Origin of the sequence: Nocardia australiensis, assembly GCF_020733705.1 — a bacterium.
Taxonomy (GTDB): domain Bacteria; phylum Actinomycetota; class Actinomycetes; order Mycobacteriales; family Mycobacteriaceae; genus Nocardia; species Nocardia australiensis.
The window spans coordinates 2,942,919-2,966,756 of sequence record NZ_JAJFZM010000001.1 but is presented as its reverse complement, the minus strand read 5'-3'; the positions used below and the strand labels follow the sequence as shown (position 1 = coordinate 2,966,756).

Sequence of the window (23,838 nt, the reverse complement as noted above, 5' to 3'; positions counted from 1 at the left end):
TGGTTCCTCGGCTCAGCCGACCTCTGCTGTGAATACATACCGCTGTGCGGGCAGAAGCTCGAAGTTGTTGCGCGGCTGGCTAACAGACACCAGGTCACCCGGCCGCAGCTTCTCGTGTACATACCGAGACCCGCCACGTCCGGTCGTTTGGTGCAAAACCGCAACCCGGTAGCTCGTTTTGTCTTCGGGGTCTCCGCACAACGGGTACTGCCGCACAGTGGTACTGCCAAGATGCATATCCACGTGCGCGCCCGGTGTCCAAGAGGCGACTGCGGCTCGTTCCAGCAATACTGAGATGACGCCCGAGGATTCGATCCGCATCTGACGCACCCGCATTGGGGATGCACCTGCGTGTACAACCATCGATTCCTCCAGTTTCTCTTGATCAAACACGAGCTCTCCTGAAGCCGAACTTCGCATCGGTGGTACCGAGCCGCACAATGTTCTGGCTATGGCGACGCCCCAGGTAGCCTGCCGACGTCCCAACCAGACGCAACGTCAGTCTCGCGTCACACCGTGCATTGCCGAGGTCTCGGGGTACGTCGGGATCTGCGGCTTCTGAGCGCCGATGATGACGCAGAACAGCGCACTGGTGGTGCCGTTGTTCTTCAGGCTGCGGGGAACTCCGGCGGGCACGACAATCATGTCGCGGTAGCCGAGAGTGCGCTTCTCTACCTGTCCGTCGCGGTGGATACCGACCTCGACCTCGCCCTCGAGCACGAAGAAGGCTTCTTCGGCGTCGTGGTGGGTGTGCTCGGGACCCTCCGCACCGGGGGGAAGCAGCATATTGGAGAACGTGAATCCCTGCGACGAGATGGTGCGGTTGTCGTTGTCGTGGTTACCGGTTGCACCAGAGCCGACGTAGCGGATCTGGGCGCGCTTGAACTGGTCGCCGGCCTTGGCCTGGAAGCCCAGGGTGTCCCAGTCTTCGTGGCGGGTGCCGCGGGTGAGGATCAGCGAATCGGTGAATTCCTTCAGGTTGGCGGTGCCGTATTCGAGTGTCATGTCGTGCTCCTTCTCTAGACGTGGTTGCGCAGGCGTTCGGAGATGTGGATGAAGGATTCGACCCAGGCATTGAAAGCCCTCGGTCGCTCCTGGTTCGCGAGGTGTCCGGCACTGCGGAGGGTAACGAACCCGGCACCCGGAATTCCCTGTGCGAGAACGAGGCTCGCGGGAACTCCGGTCACCCTGTCCTCGTCCCCGCTGAGGACAAGCGTGGGGATGTCGATCTTCGGCAGATCGGCGGTGTGATCGGTGGTCGCCATCGACTCGGCGGCGTACCCGTAGCCGGGCATCCGGATCGACTCGGCCATGATCTGCGTGGCCGTGGCGACGAGCACCTCGCTCGCTGATCCGGACAGCAGCCGCGGGGAACGTTCGGCGGCAAAGGCTTCCACGCCCTGCTGCTCGAGTGTTGCAGCGCGAGAACGCATCCGGGCGGCACTCGGCTCGTCGGCACCCGATCCCACGGTGGAGCTGCCGAGCAGCAAGCTGCGCACTACGTCGGGATGCCGCATCGCAAGGCGGGTAGCGACCACCCCGCCCCATGACATTCCGAGGACGTGGGCACCCGCCTCGCCGCAGTGCTCGCGGATCACGTCCGCAGCGGCGTCGGCGTAGTCGTCGAGGTCGAACGGACGTCCGGGGTCCGCGCTGCGACCGTATCCCGGCGCGTCCCAGGCGAGTAGCCGCAGCGACGACGACAGTTCATCGAACTGCGGCACGAAACTGTCTGCGCTGCCGCCGATCCCGTGCAGCATTAGCAGCGTGGGCCCGGAACCGGATTCGACGACGTGTGTCACGACACCCGCCCGAGGTCGAACCGCTCGAACGCGCCGGGGTCGGAAACGCCGGCCATGTGGTCGCGGACCTGCTTGGATGGCGGACCGGCGGTGCCCCACAGGTCGGACAGTTCCGGCACCCGGCGCCACACCTTGCACAGCCACCGATCCTCGTCGACCTGCGCAATGCCGGACGTGTATTCGCAGACCAGCCCGGCCGGGTCGGCAAAGTACGAGAAGGTGTTGTCGCCGGGGCCGTGCTTGCCTGGACCCCAGAGCGGAACGGTGCCGTGATGGCGGAGCCTGCCGATGCCGCGCATGAAGTGGTCGACAGTAGGCATCTCGTAGGCGACGTGATTCACCGACGTCCACTCGGCCTGATTGAACGCGATGCTGTGATGGTCGGAGTTGCAGCGCAGGAACGCCATCTGGTGCTCGGACCAGTCCGACACCCGCATGCCGAGTACGTCGCAGTAGAACTTCACCGCGGCATCGATGTCGACGGTGTTGAGGACGACGTGGGTGACGCCGACCGGAACGGCGTCGTCCTGGCCGAGTTTCGGCACCGCGAGAGAGTCCGCGAGGAGTTCGATCACCCTGCCTTCGGGATCTACGAGACTGACCCCGTAGCCACCGCCGATGTCGTTGGTGGGGCCGGGGCCGCTGACGATGGGAACGCCCCGCAGTTCGAGGCGGCGGGCTGCCTCGTCCACCTCGGCCGGTGTTGCTACCGCGAAGGTAATGCGGCCGAGGCCGTTTCGTGCCGCCTGGGTGAGCTGCAGCGCGTGGTGCTGCTCACCCGTCCCTCGCAGCCAAGCGCCGTTCACGCCATGCTCGACCACATGAAGTCCCCACACCTCCGAGTAGAACTCGGTGGATTCGGCGCTGGCCTGCGTGCGCAGTTCGACCGAGCGCAGGCATCTCAGTCGTGCAACAGCCTCGTTCATGTCATTCCCTTCAGCATCTTTGATGTCATTATCTTAGCAGTAATATAAATTTTGGGCGCTGAATCCCTTCGCGAATTTGGCTGTGACGCGAGGTTCAGTTCGCCCATGATTCGCCAACTGCAGCAAAACGACCGGGACCCGTCCAAGGATTTCCTCCTGGCAGGTACGCGAACCAGGGCGCTGTCCAGCATCACGTGCTGGTGTCGCAGAGCGTCCTCACGGCCCAGAACGACGACCGACCGCGATCTGCACGAGATCATGCCCCACCGTGATCGGCCCTGTGAACGTCGACCGAACCCCTCTTTCCCACTGGTCGTCGTCGACTTCGCGGGGATCGCCGGGCCCGATGTGCGAGAGAACGACATGCTTGGCTCCGGCGGCACTCGCCACTCGACCGACGTCAGCGGCGATGGTGTGTGTTTCGACCATATGCTCGATCATCGCTGGGCTTTTCATTGTGCGCGCGTAGTAATCGATGTCGACAACCTCGTGCACCAGGATATCGGTTCCAGCAGCAAGGCGAATCACGTTGTCCGACTTGGCCGTATCACCCGAGAAGGTGACCGCACCGTCGTCGGTGTCAAAGCGGAACGCATAGGAAGGAAACACGGGTCCGTGCGGAACGAGTATCGCGGTCACGCGAACGAGGTCGTCCTCGAACACGGTGAACGGTTCCATGGTGGGTGCGGTGTTGTCGAAGGAGGCGCCAGCCGACGGCGGAGGCAGGATGTCGTGTGCCGAGATGTACTGGCCAAAGTCGGCTTGTGCGGCCTTTTCTGTGTTACGGATGTTGATCTCGTACGCATACGCATCGCGGAGGCCGGAGAGCATCTCGGTGATGCCGGGAGTTGGGCGCGACGGGCTCTGGATCGGAATCGAGCCTCCTTGATAGGGAATGGGCAGTGCGCCAGCGGATCCGGGACCGAAGATCGGGACTGTTTGTGTGAACTTGTAGGCCAAAGTGACGCCCGGCAACCAGAAGATGTTGAACAGGTCGGCGATGTGGTCGTTGTGCATATGTGTGATGAAGACGCCGCCGAGATCGGCCGCCGATATCCCGGCTTGCCCCAGTTTGCGACTCGACGCCGGGCCAGCATCGATTAGGTACGGGCGATCCCCGACCATCAGTACCGTCGCGGTTCCGCTGCGTCCCGGAACGGTCAGCGGCCCGGCTGCTGTGCCGAGAAGGATGAGCTTGGTGTTGTACCCTTCCACCGATCCGGTGAGTTCGTAGGCATCCGGCGGGAGGGGGGAATCGTAGTGTTCATCCGATGACGTGGCGTGGGCCGCGCAGCTGGTGGCGGCGAGGGTCGCCAGGCCCGTTCCGAACAGCGCGAACGCACTCCTTCGCGAGTAGCCATGAGAAATATGGTCGACTTTCTTGTCGTGCATGGTCATCGGTGAAGACTCACTTCCGTAAGTTTTGGGGCTGAGTTTCTTTCGCGCCTTGGCGGTCACGCGAGGTTCAGTCCGCCCACGGATTGGGTTCTGCCTCCAGACCCCAGTAGATGCTCTTCTGCCGGGAGTACGCGGCGATACCGCTGCGCCCCTTCTCCACGCCGAGTCCGCTTTCCTTGATGCCACCGAACGGCGTGGAGATGCTGAACTGCTTGTAGGTGTTGATCCACACGGTGCCGGCCTGTAGTCGGCGGGCAAGTTTCCAGGCGCGACGGTAGTCGCCGGTCCAGATGCCCGACGCCAGCCCGAATACCGAATCATTTGCCTGTGCAACCAGATCCGCGTCGCCGTCGAACGGTAGGACCACCAGGACGGGTCCGAAAATCTCCTCCTGGCAGGTGCGTGAACCGTTGGGCAGCCCGTCGATGATCGTCGGCAGAAAGTACGCGCCGTCGCGCAGCCGCTCGTCGTCGGGGATCTTCCCTCCGCACAACACTCTTCCGCCCTCTTCGCGAGCGAGGTCGACGTATGCGGCGACGCTGTCGCGATGCTTGGGGTGGACCATCGGCCCGACCTGGGTGTCGGGGTCGCGGCCGGGTCCGAGGCGAAGCCGGGACGTCTTGGCCACCAGTCTCTCGACGAACTCGTCGTAGATGCGGTGGTCGACGAACAGGCGGGACCCGGCGATGCAGCTCTGCCCGGTGGACGAGAAGATCCCGTACATCACACCGTTCACGGCGGCGTCGAGGTCGGCGTCGTCGAGGACGATGGTCGGCGACTTGCCGCCGAGTTCCAGCGACACCGGCATCAGCTTCTCCGCCGCCGAGTGGGCGATGGACCGTCCAGTGTTCGTGCCGCCGGTGAAGGTCACCTTCCCGATCTCGGGGTGGTGGACGATGGCGTCACCGACAACGGACCCCTTGCCCGGCAGCACAGACAGGAGGCCCTTCGGCAATCCCGACTCGTCGATCAGCCGCGCCAGTTCGAGGGACACCAGCGGCGTCCACTCGGCGGGCTTGAGGACGACGGCGTTGCCGGCCGCCAAGGCGGGGGCGATCTTCTGCGCGTCGCTGGCGACCGGGGAGTTCCACGGCGCGATGGCGCCGATCACCCCGATGGGCTCGAGGACGCTCATCGTCAGGAAGTTGCCGCGCGGGGCGGTGAGGTCCTCGTCCGAGGTCTCGAGTACGGCTGCGAAGTAGCGGAACGTTGCGGCGGCGCTGCCGACGAGTGCCGTGGTCTCGGCGACCGTCTTGCCGGTGTTGTAGCTCTGCAGCAGCGCGAGCCGGGACGTGTTCGCCTCGATGGCATCGGAGATGCGGTGCAGGCACTTCGCCCGCTGGTGCGGGAGCAGCGCGCGCCACGCCGGGTCGTCGGCGGCGGCGCGGCCCTTCCGGATCGCCTCATCGGCGTCGTCGGCGGTGGCCTGGTGGATCACCTGGAGGGTTTCGCCGTTCGACGGGTCCGTGACCGCGAAGGCCGGGCCACTCGCCTGCCGCCACTCTCCGGCGACGAGGATCCGGTCTGCGACCGGGACGAACGGCAGTGTCTGTGGTGCGGTGTCGAGAATGGTCACTGGGAGATCTCCTCGAGGGTCTTCTCGCGGGTTTCGACGGCGAAGAAGCCGACGACGAGGGCACCGATCAGGGCGACCGCGGAGAACATTCCGAACACGACGGTGAGCGTGCCACCCCCGTCGAGGATGGCGCCGACGGCGAGCGGTCCGACGATGATGCCGAGGCGTCCGCTCGCTCCGCCGATGGCGCAGCCGATAGCCCGCATCCGGGTGGGGTACAACTCTGCGGTGTACACGTAAAGCGCCATGTTGACGGCGAAGACGAAGAGGGCGGATCCGGCCGACCAGAACAGCACCTTCGTCGCGGTGTCGGCGCCGGTGGCGGCGAGCAGGAAGAGCAAGCTCGAGCAGAAGACCATCGATGCGGTGATGCAGATGCGGCGGCCGAGGTTGTCGATGAGGAAGGCGACGAGGACGCAGCCGATCAGGCCGGCGACGCTGGTGACGATGCTGTAGTGCAGAGCGGTCTCGACGCTGACGTCGAATGCGGAGTGGTAGAGCGAGGGCAGCCAGGACGCGATGCCGTAGTTGACGAAGTAGGCGCAGCCCCAGATCCCGGCGAGCATCAGGGTGCGACGCAGGTAGACGCCCTGGAATGCTTCACGGAACCGTCCGTGACGAGCGTCGACCGCGACCGCCGACAACGGCTGCGGAGCAGGGAGCGTCTTGCCGTACTTGCCGGTGACCTCGTCCTCGATGCGCGTCATCGCGTTGTGCGCATCGTCGAAGCGGCCGCGGGAGGCCAGCCAACGCGGCGACTCAGGCAGTCGCCAGATCAGTGGCAGGAGCAGGACGGGAAGCGCGCCGAGCGCGAAGAGCACCTTGTAGCCGAAGTTGGGGACCACCCACGCGGACACGATCGCCGACATGACAAGACCGATCGGGAAGATCACCTCGTAGAGCAGCACGAATCGTCCACGCTTGTGGGCTTTGGTGATCTCACCGATGTAACTCGCGGCCACCGGAACCTCGGCGCCGAGCCCGATTCCCTGCACGAACCGGAACACGAGGAAGAGCACCAGACTGTCGGTGAACGCCATGCCCAGGCTCATCACCGCATAGAGAGCCAACGAAGCGATGATCACATTGAGTCGGCCTACACGGTCGGCCAACCACCCGCCGGCAAGCGCACCAACAAGCATCCCGAGACCACCGATCGCGATCACCCACGCGATACCGCTGGGAGTCAGGTCCCATTTCGGAATGAGGACGGGAAGCGAGTACGCGATCATCAGTTGATCGAAGCCGTCGAAGAACGTGACGGCCCCGACGATCACGCGAGCCTTGACATGCCACCTACTCATCGGCAGGCGTTCGAGGCGGGCGCTGATCATCTCCGCTGTCGCAGCCACATTGGCCGATACGGTCGTCGTCATGAGCATCCTATGGGTGTTTCGATTTGTGTGAGCGCAAAGACGCTTACCGCTAAGATGTAATCTCAAACACAGTCACTCGTCAAGCCCCTTACGCTCGCTGGACGAAGCGCCAGGCACCCGGGTGCCTGGGTCAGCAATCGCCGCTGTCCGAGATCGCCTGCACCCGTACCGAACTCGCCGATATCGGACCGACCCACCAGTACGCCGTCGTCAATGGCCTCCTACACACCCCAAAGGGACGAGACACGCTCGAATTCGAAATCTGCCGCCGCGAACAAGCGGTACTCGACATACCCGGCGAACCTCGACAGCATTGCCTGCGGCTGCCCGCCGAGGGTCCGTGCGAGTGCGACCTGATCCTGACCTGCCCGAAGTTCCTCACCACCAGCGAGTATGCGCCGCATATCCGGGCCCGGCTGGCCACTGAACAAGTGCTGATCGACGTCGCACGCACGCGTGACGGGGATCGAGAAGTCGCCCGGCTCGAAGCGACCAGCCAGCGTCCGCAGGCGCCTGCTCGCCGACCTCGACGACGGCGAGACCCGCTGTTGACGTTCAGGAGTGATTGAGGCACAGCAGCTCGGCGCCGTATGCCTGCCCTTCCATCACCCGCCTCCGCAGCTCCGCGGGAGGCTGACATGTTCGCCGAGAACCTTCACCCAGGTCGGTGTTTCCCGAAACGATGTCATTTCCGGATTCATGTCACGCAGCGGGTCGGCGGGGTTCGCTATGTGTCTGACTGTGGTGCAGAGCCGGATGTCGACGCCCATTCGTTCGAGGCGCTCGGTGAGGACGCGGTGCATTTCTGCCCGTTTGATGCCGAGAATCGCCGCTGATCGGACGGTAGGGCCAGTGGGATAGAAGACGTCGACGATGGGATGCCCGAGGTGATCGAGATAGACGTTTCGCCCGTCGGGTATCACGTACCCGGACTACCCGAGGTGCTTGAAGTTCTCGAGCCCGCTGCTGTAGCCGAAGATCCCTGAGCTCTGAAACCGCCATTCGGATTGTTTCTCGATGAGGGCGACGTGGATTCCTTTGTTGCCAGAGCGATCGCGGCCGAGCATCCGGCGATACCTCCGCCGACCACGAGGACTGTCTTGGCCTTACTCATATGTTCTTCCCAACTGCCTCTTGGATCTCGATGTGCGTGTCAACGTGTCGCCATGACCGGGACGGCCTCGGCGTCAGTGCGCACCGTTTCATGCTTGCGCGTGGCCTGTTCATCCGAACTCACATGGGCATTACTCCATGTAATTATCTTACCGCTAAGATAATTACATGGGAGGATCCGGGTGGTCAAGGGAATGGGCGGACGTGCCAGCGGTGGCGATCTCCTACGCCCGCGGCCCAAGTGCGGCGCTGAGTCGGTGCCGCCGCGGACCACGGCAGTGGATCTGATTCAGCTAGGAAACGCCGGAGTGGCAGCGGATTCTGCGCACGTCAAGATCACCTTCGCTGGCGATGGTCGTCCTGTTCGAAGACACTGAAATTGCGGAAGTACTCGTCTTCATCGCCACGAACGTCGGATTGACTGTGAACAGGAGCCGGCGATCCTCCGGACACGCCGGGGCCCACGGTTGCCGCCTCCCCCGATGACCACGAACCGATCGATGACGATGACTCCTGGACTACAGCCGCGACATACCACTCATGCTCCACGCACGAGGGCTGCGCTACCGCAGCGATGTCCCGCTCCAGCTGCGTCGCGATCACTCCGGCCGCCCACAACGTCCGGTCCCCGATCAGTCGCTCGTCTCGCACCGCGCCGTAGCGGACACTGTGGACGGTCCCCGCCCACCACCGGCACCGCGAATACGAGTCCACGCCGCTACCCCCATTTGCGGGTATCACGTCGGCCCTCACCGCACACACAATCAACGGGCGAGCACGCGAGGAGCTGGCGAGACCGAGAAGGGATATGGGCGATGGATGCGACCACGGCCTACCGTACGAGCAGGGACCAACTGCTGGCGCTGCGCGAGGACCACGCCCGCGCCGTCACCGAGTTCCGCTGGCCGGAACTCGGTGAACGCTTCAACTGGGCTGTGGACTGGTTCGACGCCATCGCGCGCGGCAACGAGCGCCCGGCACTGGTGATCGCCGAGCAGGACGGCACCGAAACGGTGCGCTCGTTCGCAGAGATGTCGCGTGCCTCGGACCTGCTGGCGGCGTGGCTCGCCGCGCGCGGGATGACCAAGGGCGACCCGGTGGTGCTGATGCTCGGCAACCAGGTCGAGCTGTGGGAGTCGATGCTGGCGATCATGAAACTCGGCGCGGTGGTCATGCCGACCACCAGCGCGGTTGGCCCCGCCGAACTCACCGACCGGATCGCGCGCGGCGGCGCCCGCTACGTGATCTGCAACGCCGCCGACACGGCCAAGTTCGACGACGTCCCCGGCGACTACACGCGGATCAGCGTCGGCCAGGCGCCGGGCTGGGCAGATCTGCGCACCGCGGCCCACGGCGAGCACACCCCCATGCCACATCCGGGCACCGCGCCGTCGGACACCCTGTTGCTGTACTTCACCTCCGGCACCACCTCACGCCCAAAACTGGTTGAGCACACCCAGGTGTCGTACCCGGTCGGTCATCTGTCCACGATGTACTGGCTGGGCCTGCGGCCAGGCGACGTGCACCTCAACATCTCCTCGCCGGGCTGGGCCAAGCACGCATGGTCGTGCTTCTTCGCACCGTGGATCGCCGAGGCCACCATCTTCGTCTACAACTACGGCAGGTTCGACGCCGCCGCGTTGCTGAGCAGGCTGCGCGAGCGGCAGGTCAGCACGTTCTGCGCACCGCCCACGGTGTGGCGGATGCTGATCAACGCCGAACTCGGCGAGCGTCCCACCGACCTGCGCGAGGTCATCGGCGCCGGCGAACCACTCAACCCCGAAGTCATCAGCCAGGTCGAGCGGGCGTGGGGACTGACCATCCGGGATGGGTTCGGGCAAACCGAAACCTCCGCCCAGGTGGGCAACACTCCGGGCACGCCGGTGCGGCCCGGCTCGATGGGTCGCCCGCTGCCGGGGGTCCCGGTGGTCCTCGTCGACCCCACGAGCGGGCGACGGGTGGACGGTATCGGTGAGGGTGAGATCTGCTTGGACCTCGAGCAGCGCCCGATGAGCCTGATGACCGCCTACCGTGACGACGAGGAACGCAACACCCAAGCGATGGCAGGCGGTTTCTACCACACCGGGGACGTCGCCAGCCGGGACGAGGACGGCTACATCACCTTCATCGGGCGCACAGACGACGTGTTCAAGGCCAGCGACTACAAGATCAGCCCGTTCGAGTTGGAATCGGTGTTGATCGAGCACCCGGCCGTTGCCGAGGCCGCCGTGGTGCCATCCCCGGACCCGGTCCGGCTGGCGGTGCCCAAGGCCTACATCGCGCTCGTGCCCGGGGCCGAACCGACAAAGGACACCGCGTTTTCCATCCTGCGGTATGCCCGCGAGCACCTCGCGCCGTACCAACGGGTGCGGCGGCTGGAGTTCTTCGAGCTGCCCAAGACGATCTCCGGGAAGATCCGCCGGGTGGAACTACGCGCCCGCGAAGACCTGCTCGCCACCGAAGAAGGCGAACCGGGCGAGTGGCGCGACGACCAGTTCCCCGAGCTCAAAGGCTGACCACCACCGCCAGACCGACATCGTCGGTATCTTCCCCGACCGCACCGCCATCATCCGTCTCGTCGGCGCCGGCAACCTATCAGTGCGGAGGCGGTGGCAGCCGCCGAGCTCGCGTCATGCGGCCGGTAGTGTGTCGATGCGCGGAATCCATGGCGCTGAACAATCTGAAAATCCTGGTCTCAGCAGGTTTTAGTGCTTATCACAGAACGTTCCACCAATCCGAGTCATCCGGCGGCTCCGAATGTGGAGCGACAACTTCTCTTTCACGATGAGATGAAAGGTGATAGATGGGCACCGGCAAGCACAGAGCAGTCAGCCCACGTCGGCAGAAGATGGGGTCCGTGGTCATAGCGGGAGCGGTTCCCGTAGTTCTCACGCTGGCGGGGAACGGCACCGCGAACGCCGAGCCCGACCGGTACATCCCGGTGAGCCAGACCGAGCACACGGCCCCCGCCCCCGACGCAGATTCCGTCGGCGAAGATTCCACCGACGAAACGGTGCAGACCGACCAGACGGCGGAGACGAACCAGACCGCGGAGACGAACCAGACGGCGGAGACGGACCAGACGGCGGAGGCGAACCAGTCCCCGCAGTGGCCCGCCGCCGAAGCCCCGAACGTGCACCCTTACCGGGGTAACCGTATCCCGGAAGACACGCTGAGCTCGTTGCAGTGGGCGCGACCGATACCGAAGAACGACTACCTGTCGCCATTGGAGGCGCTGCACGCGCCCGCCCAGGTCGCCCCGGTACCGGCGATCGCACCACCCCCCGGCGCGTTGCGGTTCGGTGACGTGCAGGTCGATTCACCGGAGTGGCTTCCCCGGGAGCAGGCTGTTCAGCTCAACGACGGCGCAGCGATCACCGAGGCCAACCTCGCGACGTTCCTCGATTCGGTCGGTATGGAGCGCACCCGCTCCGACCGCGTCGCAGGCCAGACCGTCGGCGCCGCCGCGATCGGCGCCGCCGCGGGCGCCGCGTTCGCGAGCCCGTTCGCGCTCATCGGGGCGGGAGTCGGCGGGGCGCTCGGCCTGGCCATCGGTTTGCCGTTCTCGCCGATCGGTCTCGCCGCGGCCCCCGTCGGCGCCGCGTACGGCGCTGCCCTCATGGCTGCTCCCCTCGCCGCCATCGGTGCGGGGCTGGGGGCGGGACTCGGCGCGGCGACTGCCCTGAGCGCGCCGCCACGAGCCCTCGGCCCGGCTCCGGACAACACCAACACCGAAGCCACACCGTCGGGAGCCCCCGACCCGACTCCGGACGACACCAACACCGAAGCGGTCGACGGCTGACCGAACCCCCGCACCGCACGGTGTTGGAGAACGTCATCGAGGGCCCCCACGGTCGCGCAGCAGCGCCCCGTGGGGAAGCCGTCACCAACATGAATACCCTGCTCGGCCAAGTAGAACTCGGCGACCGCGTCGATGCCTACCGTTCCGGCTCTTCGGAGGTAGCAGCAGCACACCGGTATCGCACGGCCCCGGCGCTGAAGCCGCACATGGTGCTGTTCGACGATATCCGACGAGAGCGACATCGCTGGGGTTGACACCGATACGATAGTGAGTGTTCACTATCAAACATGTCGGCAGAGCGGAGACCACGGGTCAGCATCGAGCAGCGCCGTGAGCAGATCCTCGCCGCGGCATTGAAGGAGTTCAGCCACAAGGGATTACACGGCGGTTCGACCGTGAACATCGCCAAGGAGGCGGGGATCTCACACCCGAACCTTTTCCGGATCTTCTCCACCAAGCCGGAGCTTTTCGTCGCGGTGCTGGAGCAGACGTTCGCGACGGTTGCCCGTGAGATGATCGTCACGGGTGAGGCGGCGGACGGCGATCCGCTGCGGGCGATGGCGGATGCCTGGGGCGTACTGATGGAAAACCGCGAGCTGATGCTCATGCTGCTCCAGGGGTACGCGGCTTGCGAGGATCCCAGCATCCGCGACCTGATGCACCGATCGACGCGCGATATCTTCGAGCAGATGGAGGCCATGCCGGAGGTCGGTACCGACCGGGCACACGACTTCTTCGCGGCGGGCATGTTGTACATGGTGGCCGCATCCATGGACCTGCCCGCTCGGGCCGAACACGATGCGTGGGCCGATCGCTTCCTGGCTTCCGGATCCTGACCTGGAGGGCGCGGATTTTTTTACCCGTTTGATAGTGATCACTCACTATCGAAACGCAGCAAAGACTCACTGGACAAGGGCGAAAATGATGAACAGCAAATGCGAAATAATGAGCAGTGAAACCCTGCCCACCACAGAGCATGCTCGCCTGCGAGTACCACGCAATGTGGCAATGCTCGGCCTGGCGACATCCATGTTCCTGATCGTTCTCGATACTTCGATGGTCAACCTCGCCGGGCTGGCCGTCCGCGAAGGTCTCGGACTCTCGGCCGCCGAACTGACCGTCGTTGTGAACGCCTACCTGGTGGCGTTCGCCGGTCTGCTGCTACTCGGCGGCCGTCTCGCCGACGTGCTCGGCGGCCGGAAAGTGTTCATGGCCGGAATGGCCATCTACCTCGCGGCATCGGCTTTCTGCGCCCTGGCCACCAGCGTGCCCATGCTGATCGCCGGGCGGATCGGGCAGGGGATCGGGGGCGCGATCGTGGTACCGTCCGCGCTCGCACTTGTACTCGTCCTCTACCAGACTCCTGCGGAACGCACTCGCGCCCTGGGCATCTGGGGCGCTGTCACGGGTGCCGGCAGTCTCTTCGGCGTCTTCCTCGGTGGAACACTCACCGATCTGCTGGGTTGGCAGTCGGTGTTCTGGACTCCGGTGCCGTTCGGCATCATCGGCGCGATCATCGTGTCGCGCTCGGTGCCGCCGGTCCCGGGCCGGGCCGGCCGGTTCGACCTACTCGGCGCCATTACCGCCACTGCCGGAATCACCGCCCTCGCGCTCGGCATGGTCGCTGCCTCCGAAAGCGGATGGGATGCGCCCAGCACGGTCGCCGGTATCGCGATCGGCCTCGCCTGCCTGGTTGCATTCGTGATCGCCGAAAAGCGCTCCACACATCCCCTGGTCCCGCTCGGCGTATTCCGCAGGAAGCCGGTGGTCATGGCGAGCGTGGTGATGATGCTGCTTGGTGCCACGCTGACAAGCCTGTTCTTCTTCCTGCCCGGGTACCAGCAAGAAGTACTCGGAATGAGCGCGACGACGGCCGGGATGACACAGATCCCCATCGCGGTCATGATCATCGTGGGCAGCGCCTTCGCGCCACTGCTGGCAAAACGCATCGGTCTGTCCCGCGCGGTGCCGGTCGCCCTCGTCCTGCTGTTCGCCGGCCTTGTATGGCTGGCGCTGAATCCGGCGACCAGTGGCCTCTCCGTGCATCTCGTCGGCTCGTTCCTGCTGATCGGCGGCGGTCTCGGCCTCGGCGTCGTCAACGCTATGGCAACGGCGGTGCGCGATAGCGGCGAAGGCGAATCAGGCCTGCTCAGTGGGCTGGTCAATGCTGCCCAGCACCTGGGCAGTGCGGTCGGGCTCGCAGCCCTGGCCGGGATCGCCATCGGCGCCGCGGGGGCACACGGAGATATCTCCTTCACGACTGCGTTCCTGGGTGAGGCAGCGTTCATCCTTCTCGCCCTCGCACTGTCTTTCATCCCCACCGCCAGCACGCAACCGGACTCGGCCTGCGCGGTCACGCACTGACCTACACATTGACTGGACCTCGCGCCGTGCCCCACGGCGAAATCGCCCAAGCACTCTCCGCCGCAACCGGCCGGGAAATCACCTTCCACGACACAGCCGCCGAGCACTTCGCCGCCGCACTGTCCGGCCTTCTCCCGGCATAGATATAAACCGGGCGACAATTCCGAGCCGGATGGATCCGAGTGGACAGACTTTTCGCATGACCGGACCCTACTGCTTGATATCGAAAGGTAAGTCAAGACTTACATTTTGATAATTTCTCCATACACTGAAGTCCGTTGCCTCCACGCCGAGACAACGGGATACAAAGGCGTTTCGCCGGTTCCGCATTAGACATCGAGCAAAGCAAGGGGAAATTGACATGGGAACGAACATCAGCGAGACGGCGATTCAGTGCCTGCGATATCTGGAAGCGTGCGATTTCGAAAATATGCGGTCGATGTGCACCAGCACAGCCACCGTGTGGCACAACGACGGCAAAGGAGAACTGACGATCGACGAGAAGATAGAACAGCTGAGACCGCTTGTCGCTACCGTCGATTCGCTGCGATACGACGTTACTCGGCAGTTCCAGAATTCAAATGAGGTTCTCCAGCAGAATATACTTCACCTGGTTCTGAACGACGGGTCCCATAGCGAAATCCACGCTGCGATGTACCTTCGGTTCGAAGGGCTTCTCATCGACCGAATAGAGGAGTACACCTACGATGTACCGGTCGACAGCGATACCCTCCGTTCCGCCGTTCAGGTACGAGGCTGATAGCAATGGACGAAGGAAAGATCTCCGTACCAGGAGGCAAAGTCTGGTATCGCAGGATGGGCAGCGGTGGCGTGCCGCTTCTGCTCATTCACGGCGGACCGGGCTACCCCAGCGATCCACTGTTCGAAGCTTTCGAGCCGGTCGCGCGAGAACGTGAAGTCATCTGGTACGACCAGCTCGGGGTGGGACGTTCGGATCCGATAGAAGACCCCGCGCTGCTGACAGTGAGTCGCTTTCTCGACGAACTCGGTGCAGTGACCGAAGGCCTGGGTCTGGAACGCCCGCACGTCTACGGCCACTCCTGGGGTGCCATGCTCGGCCTTCAGTTCGCCGCACAGCGGGCACCCGAGTGGACGAGTCTGATCTGCGCCAATGGATTGGCGAGCGTACCCAGGTTCGAGAACGAGGTTCGCGAAATACTGGCGAAGCTACCGGGCAATGTCTTGGAGCGCACCTACGGACGTGAGTTGAGCGGAGAGATGAACGATCCCGACTACCTCGTTGCCCAAGAGGAATACATGCGCGCATGCATTGTGCGCACCTCGACAGTAAAGCTCGAACCGGATCTTATGAGCTTGACAACGTTCCGGACGATGATCGGACAAGCGGATTACCACGTGACCGGAGTCCTGCACGATTGGGACATATTCGACGAGCTCGAACGGATTCGCGTTCCTACGCTGGTACTCGGCGGAGAGTTCGACGAGTGCGTCCCTTCGCACCTCGCGGACATCGCCGACCGGATCCGCGACTCCGAACATGTCACGCAGTCCGGCGCGGCCCACATGGGATACCTCGAACACGAGCCACTTCGCAACGAGTACGTCTCGATCATTCGTGACTACATGCTTCGGATCGAAGCGCGCTCGCAACCAGATCCGGTTGAACCGGAACGTCGCGATGTCCGGTAGCGCGTGAACTACTCGGCTGTAGACCGCCGATACCGAGCCGGCGATCGGGAGTGTGCGCGGGTGAAGGCCCTGGTGAATGCGGGAACCGACGTGTAGCCCACGTCATGTGCCACGGCCTCGACCGGGTCGTCGGTATCGCGGAGTCGTCGGGACGCGAGATCCATCCGCCACTGGCCGAGGTACGCGGACGGTGTCGTTCCCACGACCTCGCCGAAACGGCGGATCAGGGTGGCTCGCGACACCGCGACGGCGGCGGCCAGGGTCTCCGCGGTCCATGGCCGGGCAGGTTCGGCGTGGATCAGGCCGACCGCCTCGCCCACTATCGAGTCCGTGGCAGCACCCAGCAACGAGGAGAGCCCATGGTCCGGTCGCTCCGCGGCGCTATCGATCCATACGCGAAGGAACTGCACCAGCATGATGTCGACCAGCCGATCCAGGACAAGGCCGGCTGCCGGGCGTGATAGGCCGAGCTCACGCGCGAGCAGGCGCAAGGTATCGCCGAGGCAGCTGGCTCCGAAGTCGGCACGGAGGTGGACCGTCGTCGGCAGCAGAGCGAGCACTTGCGTGGTGATCGCGGTGTCGTAGGAGTAGCGGGCCGCCAGGATATGGGTCGCGGGAGATGCGGTGCCCAGCCGCATCACTCCGGCGCCTGACGTGGAGTTCGCGCTCCGCGTATCGCAACGCCGCGGCATCGCACCCGCGCTGGAGGCGAGTGCGTGTGGCGTCCCGGACGCGACCAGATAGGCGTCACCGGCCACCAGTTGGACCGGCGTGTGCCCCTCCGGCTCAATCCATGCCGCACCAGCGGTCACGGCATAGATCACTGCATCACCCTGGCCATCCCATCGCACGCCCCAGTCGCCACCGGCCTCGAGATGGGCGCCGACAGTTCCGTGGACACCGGCCACAGTCAGCCAGTCACCGAGCAGATCCATGTCCATCAGGCTACGAAGACTCCTAGTCGCCGTCAAACCACGGAGCACGGAAAGGTGAGCTATTCGGCAAAGAATATGACTCATTCAGTCATACAAACGCGCATTCTCGTACACATACGGTGTAACTGTTCAGATCAACCGACGGCGATGACCACCGCCGTCCCGGCGTTATCGGAGTTTCCTATGACCACCGACTCGTACGAGTACTCGGCACTGCGGGTCGACGTCGACCACGGCGTCGCGACCATCACCCTGGATAATCCCCCGGTCAACACGATCGACGTCGCCGTAGCCCGCGATCTGCGGCACTTCGTCGAACGCGCGGAGCGCGACGGCGCGATCAAGGTGATCGTGCTGACCAGCGCCAACCCCGAGTTCTTCGCGGCGCACGCGGACTTCAAGTGGATGTTCGACCCCGAGGAACTGACGTCGTTGAGCGATCCGGATGGTGACCCCACCCTCAACCCCCTGCAGCAGCTCCATGAGAGGTTCCGGCGTCTGCCTCAGGTGACGATCGCCAAACTCAGGGGCCGGCTGCGCGCCGGCGGAGTGGAGCTCGCGATGGCCGCCGACATGCGATTCGCCGCAGCGGACCAGACCTGGCTCGGACAGCCGGAGACCCGCATGGGGATCTTCCCCGGCGGGGGCGGCACTCAATACCTCAACCGACTGCTCGGCCGCGCCCGCACTATCGAGGTTGTCTTGAGTGGCGACCTGTACGGCACCGAGCTTGCCGAGAAGTACGGCTGGATCAACCGCGCCATGCCAGCCGACCAGCTCGATGCCTACGTCGACGACCTGGCGCGCCGGATCGCCGCGCTACCGGACGGTGTCGCCGCTGCGGCGGTCGAAGCGATCGACGCCGCCGAGGCCAGTGGCCCGGTGCCGAACCTCCCCGAGGAGGCCAATGCGCATGCCAAGGTGTACCCGTCCCCACCCGAGGTGGTGGCCCGGATGCGGCGCACCGTCGACGAGGGCGGCCAGACAGCAGCAGGAGAGATCGACCTCGAGGGGCTCCTCGATCGTGCCGCCGCGGCTCCTGAATCCAACTGAACAGCAGAAAGACTGACATGAACCAAGAATTCGATCTGCCCGCCGCGCTGACCGAACTGCTCTACGGAGATGAAACGGCCGAGTCGCTCGACGACACTCTTGACAGATTGGTCACGCCGAACTTCGTACAACGCATCAACGGCCGCGTATACGGACGATCCGAGTATCTCGCACATGTGCGCGAGATGCGCCGAATGGTTGCCGGTGGCGGCGAGATGCGGGTGTTGGAACAGATCAGCACGAACACCGGAACCGCTGGCCGGTACCTGTTCCGAATGGTTTCCCCGGAAGGGCAGGAGTCGATCTTCGAATCTCATCTGTTCGCCCGGATCAACGGCGGCAGGGCCGAGCGTTTCGTCGAGGTCGCCCGGCAGGTCGTCGACGATGATGATGAGGATCTGCTGCTCGACCGGTAACTGATTGCCGGAGCACCGGCTCGCCACACGATCGCTGCCGGTCCGCAGCGCACACTCTCGTCGCCGCCGACGGGAGTGTGCGCGGAGTTCCGGATCAGTCGACGTATGCCGCGATGACGCGTTCGGCGGTCTCCCAGACTTCGGCTTCGCGCTGCGGATCATACGACTCCTCCGACGACCGGGTCACATGCCTACGGTCGACGTAGGACCCGGTCGGCGCCTCGGTGGTGCCCAGGACGACGTCGGCGAGGAATCGCCCCGCAGCCCTGCGGCTGGTCGCCAACGGTGTCAGGGTCATCATCGGCATGATGCGGCGCATCACAAACCGGGACACGGGGTCCGCGTCGCGGGCGAGATCGGTGCCGGGGACGAATCCCGGGTTGTAGGCGACCGCATCGATCCCGGTGGGCAGCCGACGAGCGTATTCGTGCACGAGATAGATCGCGGCAAGCTTGCTCGTCGAGTACGCCGTGCGACCAGCGGTCGCGGTGTCCGGCTCTGGAAACGCACCGATGCGGGCGAGAACATCCGGGGATTGCCAGACCGGTCCGGGCACCATGCCCAGGTTGTGCCGGAAATCGCCGAAGTGGGTGTCGCTGACGGTGATCGCGATGCGGGCCGGCGCGGCGAAGCGGTCCTCGAGCAGACGGACAAACAGGTGGTTGGCGAGCACGTTGATCGCGAACGTCGATTCGAACCCGTTGGGCCCTGCGGTGAGAGCGTTCGTGTACTGGATGCCAGCGTTACCTACGAAGCCGCGCAGCGGCGGCAGGTCACCGGCGGCGAGCCGATCCCGGATCTCGGTTGCGGCAGCCCGGACACTCTCGAGCGAGGCGAGGTCCGCCGAGACTGACGAGACCTGATGTCCACCCGCGCCGAGCTCCTCCGAGAGCTGTGCCCCGGATGTTCCTCGGGCGACAACGACCAGGTGTACATCCGGCGACCGCCGCAGGATCTGCTCTGCGGCGAGCCGCCCGATCCCGCGACTTGCGCCGGTCATAACGATGGTGTGCATGAGGTCTCCTCGGCTGGTCTACTGCTTGGGGTGTCACCTACATTCGTCGCTCGTGCCTGGGTCAACCAGTACAGTGACCGTCACTAGGACCAGCAGTACCCAGGCTCGTCGGGTGCCGAGCGGTGAGAATGGAACCATGGCTTCTTCCCGCGCCGGCTTCGGCGAACTTCTGCGCGCATGGCGCGACCGTCTCTCCCCGGCCGACGCCGGCTTCACCGTCGCCGGCGGCCGTCGTGCTCCGGGACTGCGCCGTGAGGAACTCGCACAGCTGGCCGCGCTCTCGGTCGACTACATTCTGCGCCTGGAGCAGGGGCGCGCCGTCAACCCTTCGCCCCAGGTGGTCGCCGCTCTCGCCCGGGCTCTGCAGCTTTCCCGCGCCGAGCGCGATCAGCTGTATCGCAGCGCCGGGCAGCTACCGCCGCAGGACGGGGACCATCAGCACCCATGTGCCTGCCAGCATTCAGCGACTCACCGCACGACTCGGCGACATCCCGATCGGGGTATTCACCGCCGACTGGACCCTCGTGTGGTGGAACAGTATGTGGACAGCCCTGCACGGCGATCCCGGCGCGCTCCCGGCCCCCGAGCGGAATCTCGCGCTCGCCGTCTTCGGTAGCGGCGCCGCGCGTGCCTCGATACGTCCATTCCGGTCCGAACGCGGAGAAGACGCCTTCGCGGCGTCGATTGTCGCCGACCTCAAGGACGCGGTGACTCGCTATCCCACCGACACCCGACTCGACCAACTCGTGCAGAACCTGCGCGAAAGTTCCCCGGCGTTCGCTCGATACTGGGCCACAGCGACAGCAGCTCAGCACGTAACAGATCAGAAGACGATCAGCCACCCGGAGGTCGGCGACCTCCGGCTCGACTGCGATGTCCTCCTCGTTCCGGGCGCGGACCTACGCGTGGTGACCTACACGGCGGCAGCCGCGACCTCCGACGCGGGAAAGCTCGATCTGCTCCACGTGACCGGCGGCCGGTCCGTCACCATCTGATGCGTACCGCCGGCGTGATCGGCGAGGCGTACCCACTCGGTCTCGAAGCAGCCGAGGTCTGATGCCTCTGCCGTGCGAATTGTCATCTCCGGGCCACCTTCGGCAGACCCAGGCCTACCTCGGAAACCATATCCCGCATCACCTCGTTGACGCCGCCGCCGAACGTGATCACGACATTCCGTTTGGCATGAACGTCCAGCGCTTTGAGGGTCTGCGCTGTGGACGGGTCGCTCAGGTCTCCCCAGGCGTAGATGATGTCTTCGGCAATGCGGGCGACGCGTTGCACCCGGGTGGTGTGGAAGACCTTGGAGGCTGACGCATCCGCTTGCCTGGGCCCGTCCGGGCCTGTGGATGCCACTACCCGCCAATTCATTATGTCGTTGACCTTCAGCACCGCGAGAATCTCGCCCAAACATTCCCGCACATCGTCTCGGTCGAGCATCCCGGCGCAGACGGCCCACTTGTACACCAGATCGTAGATGGCGGCGATCCGACCGGACGGACTGAGCATCACCCGCTCGTGATTGAGTTGGGAGATCAGATATTTGACGCCGTTATTCTCCTCGCCGACCAACATCGATGCCGGAACACGCACGTCGTGGAAGTAGGTGGCATTGGTGTGATGCGCGCCGTCGAGTGAAATGATTGGGGTGCAACCGAATCCCGGATCGGCAGTGTCGACGATCAGAATGGACAGCCCACGGTGCCGCGACTCGCGCGTACCGGTTCGAGCTGCCAACCAGATGTAATCCGCGGTGTGCCCGCCGGTCGTGTAGGTCTTCTGGCCGTTCACGATGTAGCAACCGTCGGGTTGCTTCTTCGCGGTGGTCGACAGCGAGAACAGATCGGTGCCGGCGTCCGGTTCGGTGTAGCCGATCGCGAATTCGATTTCACCACGCAGGATTCCGGGCAGGAACCGCTGTTTCTGCTCGTCGGTGCCGTAACGCAGCAGCGTCGGGCCTACGGTTTGCAAGGTGACCGACGATAGCGGGATACTCGCCCGCACCGCCTCGGACTCGAAGATCTGCTGCTCGAGCGCACCGAATCCCTTGCCTCCGAACTCCTTCGGCCAACCCACACCCAGCCAGCCGTCTTCGCCCAGCTGTCGCACGATCCGCTTCGCGACCGCGCCGTGCCGGTCGGACAACAAGGTCCGCGCGTCCTGTTCACTCACGAGAGTTTCGAAGTACGAACGGATCTCGCGCTGCAACGACTGCTGTTCGGGTGTCAGAGCGATGAACATCGGGTACCCAACCTCCTGAGATTCTGCCTCTCACCGCCGCAATGCCGGACCACGTCCTTGGCGAGTGAGAAGTACCTGTGCATCGGATAGGTGACGTCGACACCCAGTCCCCCGTGCAGGTGGTGGCACATCTGCATCGCCGCACGCCCCTCTCCGGCGAACAAGAACAGCGCCGCGTCCAGTTCGGTGCCGGCCCGACCGCCATTGTCGATGCTCCAGTTGCAGAACAACGACACCGATTCCAATGCGGTGGCCAGAACGTAGATGTCGGCGATCTCTTGCGAGGCCGCCTGGAATGTGGCCAACGGGCGCCCGAACTGGGTTCTCGACCCCAGGTGCTCGGCAGTGAGTTTCAGTGCGCCGCTGAGCAGTCCGCTCGCATAGGACAGGAAGACCGCGCGATACAGATCGGTATACAGATCCGGCCGGTCGGCACGCACCGGCAACAGCGCTGTGCATCTCGCATCGACGAGTTCGAACTGCATGTCGAGGTGTGCGTCGGATTGTTCTGTGCCCAGCGAGCATTCGATCGGAGTTGCGGTCGCCGTCCGGTCGTCGATATCTACCAGGACAGGTCCGCCGGCGGTGGGTGCGAGGAGCCATCGTGCTTGCTCCGCATGTGGGGCGGCGGCGAAGCGGCCGGTGATCGTATGACGTTGCGTCCCCATGTCTGCCGTCGTCACGGGCAGGTCACCGCCGCCCGCGATCCCCGCGCTGACCGCCGTTACCTGCCCGTCGAGCACGCCCTTGCACCAGTCGGTTACATCCGCGGCCCGTGCTCGCGAGGCCACAAGCCCGGCAATGCCCGTGCCCAGCAAGGGTGTTGTAAGAGCAACTTCGCCCAGCGCCCGAGCCACAATTCCCACTTCGACCGCGCCCAGCCCTGCGCCACCGTATTCCTCCGGGAACCCCAAAACATGCAGGCCGCCGTCGCACAGTATCCGCCACGCATCGGCAGGAGCCGGTTGTCTCGAAAGCACGCCGCGGACCGCCTCGTCGACGGCGAGCTGTGTCTCATCGAATCCGAAATCCATCTACCAGCCTTCTCGAGAGAACGAGCGCAAACCGCCATGCATCAGGAAATTCGGCGCGGAGGATCCAGCCGAATGTATGCGCGCGCTGAGGATTTACATCACGGGTGGCACGTAACGGCCAGCAGCGTCCGGTACTACCGGACGGAGGCGACATCTTCCTGCGAGTAATCGGCCCTCGGAGCCGCCGACCGGCCGACATAGTTGAAACGGGTGGCACCGAACCGCCTGACGTCGGGCAAGAATCCCGACACCGGACTCACTCCAGCGCCGCGCTGTCCCAACGCAGCACCGTGCGTGACGCGACCGCGGGCGGCCACGGTGCCCGTCAGGACGATTCGAGCAGACCGAGTTCCGCTGCGCGAACACCGATTTGGAATCGGGTGGTCACACCGAATCGCACCATCATATCGGCCACATATCTTCGGTAGGTCCGCAGCGACACCGACAGGTGGCGCGCGGCGACCTCGTCTTTGAGCCCTTGATTGAGCGCGCGCAGGACCGCGAGTGCCGTGTCATCGAACTCGTTCGATCGCGAGCCTAGATGTACCGACAGGTCCGAGGCCGATCCCCACAGGATTCTGGCGAGCTGGTGGATCACTCGCAACAACGTCGTATCGCGGACCACGAATCCGTGTGGCCGCTGCTCCCCGAGGCCGCCCCAGATGGCGGCGACCTGCGTGTCGATAATGATCATGTTGTAGAAGTCCGCGTCGACCACCCGCGTCTGAGCGTGTACCTGCGGATGCCGTAACAGCATGTCCAGGCTTCGAGTTTCGACGTAGTGGCATGAGTACAGCAGACGGACCACGCGTCCCGCGGCAAGGAGCTCCTCCACCAGCGTCCGGCTGGACTGATAGTGCGGCTGGATGCGCAGCGGGCTCGACACCACCAGCATCGCTTCCTTGCGTGCCCGTTGCAGTAGCCGCTGAAGCTCCTGCTCCCAGCCCTCCCCCGGGCGCACCCGCACGATATCGTGGGAGCCAGCACGATCATCGCGGCATTCATCCATCGCACGGTCGATCAGCTGTCGCGACCTCGCGAGCAGTTCCACGATGCCCTCGCCGCCATCGAGATTTCTCAGCTCGTGTCGCGCGGATCCCGTCGCCTCGTAGTTCACCC

Annotated in this window: 21 protein-coding genes and 2 pseudogenes; 11 read left to right on the top strand and 12 right to left on the bottom strand. The window is 64.6% G+C overall.

Features of this window, described 5'->3' with window-relative positions; all coding sequences use genetic code 11:
* Positions 1–24: 24 nt before the first annotated feature.
* The 7 genes and pseudogenes from LKE06_RS32895 to LKE06_RS13420 all read right to left on the bottom strand — a co-directional run.
* Positions 25–336, bottom strand: a pseudogene (locus tag LKE06_RS32895) (ferredoxin reductase domain-containing protein); the annotation flags it as partial.
* A gap of 162 nt (positions 337–498) precedes the next feature.
* A complete protein-coding gene (locus LKE06_RS13445; RefSeq protein ID WP_227998968.1) occupies positions 499–1,005 on the bottom strand; it encodes a cupin domain-containing protein in 507 nt (168 codons plus the stop codon).
* A 14-nt stretch (positions 1,006–1,019) separates the two neighbouring features.
* Complete coding sequence (locus LKE06_RS13440) at positions 1,020–1,802, bottom strand: alpha/beta fold hydrolase (RefSeq protein ID WP_227998967.1); 783 nt, start codon at positions 1,800–1,802, stop codon at positions 1,020–1,022.
* Positions 1,799–2,728: a VOC family protein gene (locus LKE06_RS13435; RefSeq protein ID WP_227998966.1), complete on the bottom strand. Its 930-nt coding sequence runs from the start codon at positions 2,726–2,728 to the stop codon at positions 1,799–1,801. Before LKE06_RS13435 ends, LKE06_RS13440 begins: the two co-directional genes overlap by 4 nt.
* A 216-nt stretch (positions 2,729–2,944) precedes the next feature.
* Positions 2,945–4,126: an MBL fold metallo-hydrolase gene (locus LKE06_RS13430; RefSeq protein ID WP_227998965.1), complete on the bottom strand. Its 1,182-nt coding sequence runs from the start codon at positions 4,124–4,126 to the stop codon at positions 2,945–2,947.
* A 67-nt stretch (positions 4,127–4,193) separates the two neighbouring features.
* A complete protein-coding gene (locus tag LKE06_RS13425; RefSeq protein ID WP_227998964.1) occupies positions 4,194–5,702 on the bottom strand; it encodes an aldehyde dehydrogenase in 1,509 nt (502 codons plus the stop codon).
* Positions 5,699–7,084 (bottom strand): MFS transporter, encoded by a 1,386-nt coding sequence (locus tag LKE06_RS13420; protein ID WP_305082799.1) that lies wholly within the window; start codon positions 7,082–7,084, stop codon positions 5,699–5,701. The genes LKE06_RS13425 and LKE06_RS13420 overlap by 4 nt, the downstream gene beginning before the upstream one ends.
* A 632-nt stretch (positions 7,085–7,716) precedes the next feature.
* Here LKE06_RS13420 and LKE06_RS13415 point away from each other — a divergent pair.
* The 7 genes from LKE06_RS13415 (at position 7,717) to LKE06_RS13385 (ending at position 16,028) form a co-directional block, all read left to right on the top strand.
* Positions 7,717–7,914 carry a hypothetical protein gene (locus tag LKE06_RS13415; protein ID WP_227998962.1) on the top strand — a complete coding sequence of 66 codons (198 nt, stop codon included), beginning with the start codon at positions 7,717–7,719 and terminating at the stop codon, positions 7,912–7,914.
* 1,092 nt (positions 7,915–9,006) lie between these two features.
* Entirely contained in the window at positions 9,007–10,707 is a 1,701-nt protein-coding gene (locus LKE06_RS13410; protein WP_227998961.1) for an AMP-binding protein, read from the top strand.
* A gap of 332 nt (positions 10,708–11,039) precedes the next feature.
* Positions 11,040–11,993 carry a hypothetical protein gene (locus LKE06_RS13405; RefSeq protein WP_372477364.1) on the top strand — a complete coding sequence of 318 codons (954 nt, stop codon included), beginning with the start codon at positions 11,040–11,042 and terminating at the stop codon, positions 11,991–11,993.
* A 287-nt stretch (positions 11,994–12,280) separates the two neighbouring features.
* A complete protein-coding gene (locus tag LKE06_RS13400) occupies positions 12,281–12,829 on the top strand; it encodes a TetR/AcrR family transcriptional regulator (RefSeq protein ID WP_227998959.1) in 549 nt (182 codons plus the stop codon).
* A gap of 109 nt (positions 12,830–12,938) precedes the next feature.
* Complete coding sequence (locus tag LKE06_RS13395; RefSeq protein ID WP_227998958.1) at positions 12,939–14,357, top strand: MFS transporter; 1,419 nt, start codon at positions 12,939–12,941, stop codon at positions 14,355–14,357.
* Between the two features lie 361 nt (positions 14,358–14,718).
* Positions 14,719–15,117 carry a hypothetical protein gene (locus LKE06_RS13390; protein WP_227998957.1) on the top strand — a complete coding sequence of 133 codons (399 nt, stop codon included), beginning with the start codon at positions 14,719–14,721 and terminating at the stop codon, positions 15,115–15,117.
* Positions 15,118–15,122: 5 nt separating this feature from the next.
* Positions 15,123–16,028 (top strand): proline iminopeptidase-family hydrolase, encoded by a 906-nt coding sequence (locus tag LKE06_RS13385; protein ID WP_227998956.1) that lies wholly within the window; start codon positions 15,123–15,125, stop codon positions 16,026–16,028.
* 8 nt (positions 16,029–16,036) lie between these two features.
* Here the strand turns inward: LKE06_RS13385 and LKE06_RS13380 are convergent, their stop codons facing one another.
* Entirely contained in the window at positions 16,037–16,963 is a 927-nt protein-coding gene (locus LKE06_RS13380) for an AraC family transcriptional regulator (protein WP_227998955.1), read from the bottom strand.
* Between the two features lie 183 nt (positions 16,964–17,146).
* Between LKE06_RS13380 and LKE06_RS13375 the strand changes: the two genes are divergently transcribed.
* Together LKE06_RS13375 and LKE06_RS13370 are read left to right on the top strand one after the other, a co-directional pair.
* Entirely contained in the window at positions 17,147–18,016 is an 870-nt protein-coding gene (locus LKE06_RS13375) for an enoyl-CoA hydratase/isomerase family protein (protein WP_227998954.1), read from the top strand.
* Positions 18,017–18,033: 17 nt separating this feature from the next.
* On the top strand, positions 18,034–18,432 hold the full coding sequence (locus tag LKE06_RS13370; RefSeq protein WP_227998953.1) for a hypothetical protein: 399 nt from the start codon (positions 18,034–18,036) through the stop codon (positions 18,430–18,432).
* Positions 18,433–18,526: 94 nt separating this feature from the next.
* Here LKE06_RS13370 and LKE06_RS13365 read toward each other — a convergent pair whose 3' ends face one another.
* Positions 18,527–19,447 carry an SDR family NAD(P)-dependent oxidoreductase gene (locus tag LKE06_RS13365; RefSeq protein WP_227998952.1) on the bottom strand — a complete coding sequence of 307 codons (921 nt, stop codon included), beginning with the start codon at positions 19,445–19,447 and terminating at the stop codon, positions 18,527–18,529.
* Here LKE06_RS13365 and LKE06_RS32890 point away from each other — a divergent pair.
* A pseudogene (locus LKE06_RS32890) lies at positions 19,437–19,781 on the top strand (helix-turn-helix domain-containing protein); the annotation flags it as partial. The gene LKE06_RS13365 and the pseudogene LKE06_RS32890 sit on opposite strands and share 11 nt — an antisense overlap.
* Before the next feature lie 112 nt (positions 19,782–19,893).
* Complete coding sequence (locus LKE06_RS13355) at positions 19,894–20,442, top strand: MmyB family transcriptional regulator (RefSeq protein ID WP_227998951.1); 549 nt, start codon at positions 19,894–19,896, stop codon at positions 20,440–20,442.
* Between the two features lie 82 nt (positions 20,443–20,524).
* Here LKE06_RS13355 and LKE06_RS13350 read toward each other — a convergent pair whose 3' ends face one another.
* The 3 genes from LKE06_RS13350 to LKE06_RS13340 form a co-directional block, all read right to left on the bottom strand.
* Positions 20,525–21,685, bottom strand: a complete 1,161-nt coding sequence (locus LKE06_RS13350; protein WP_227998950.1) for an acyl-CoA dehydrogenase family protein — start codon at positions 21,683–21,685, stop codon at positions 20,525–20,527.
* On the bottom strand, positions 21,670–22,719 hold the full coding sequence (locus tag LKE06_RS13345) for an acyl-CoA dehydrogenase family protein (protein WP_227998949.1): 1,050 nt from the start codon (positions 22,717–22,719) through the stop codon (positions 21,670–21,672). The genes LKE06_RS13350 and LKE06_RS13345 overlap by 16 nt, the downstream gene beginning before the upstream one ends.
* A 325-nt stretch (positions 22,720–23,044) precedes the next feature.
* A complete protein-coding gene (locus LKE06_RS13340) occupies positions 23,045–23,836 on the bottom strand; it encodes a hypothetical protein (protein ID WP_227998948.1) in 792 nt (263 codons plus the stop codon).
* Positions 23,837–23,838 lie beyond the last annotated feature (2 nt).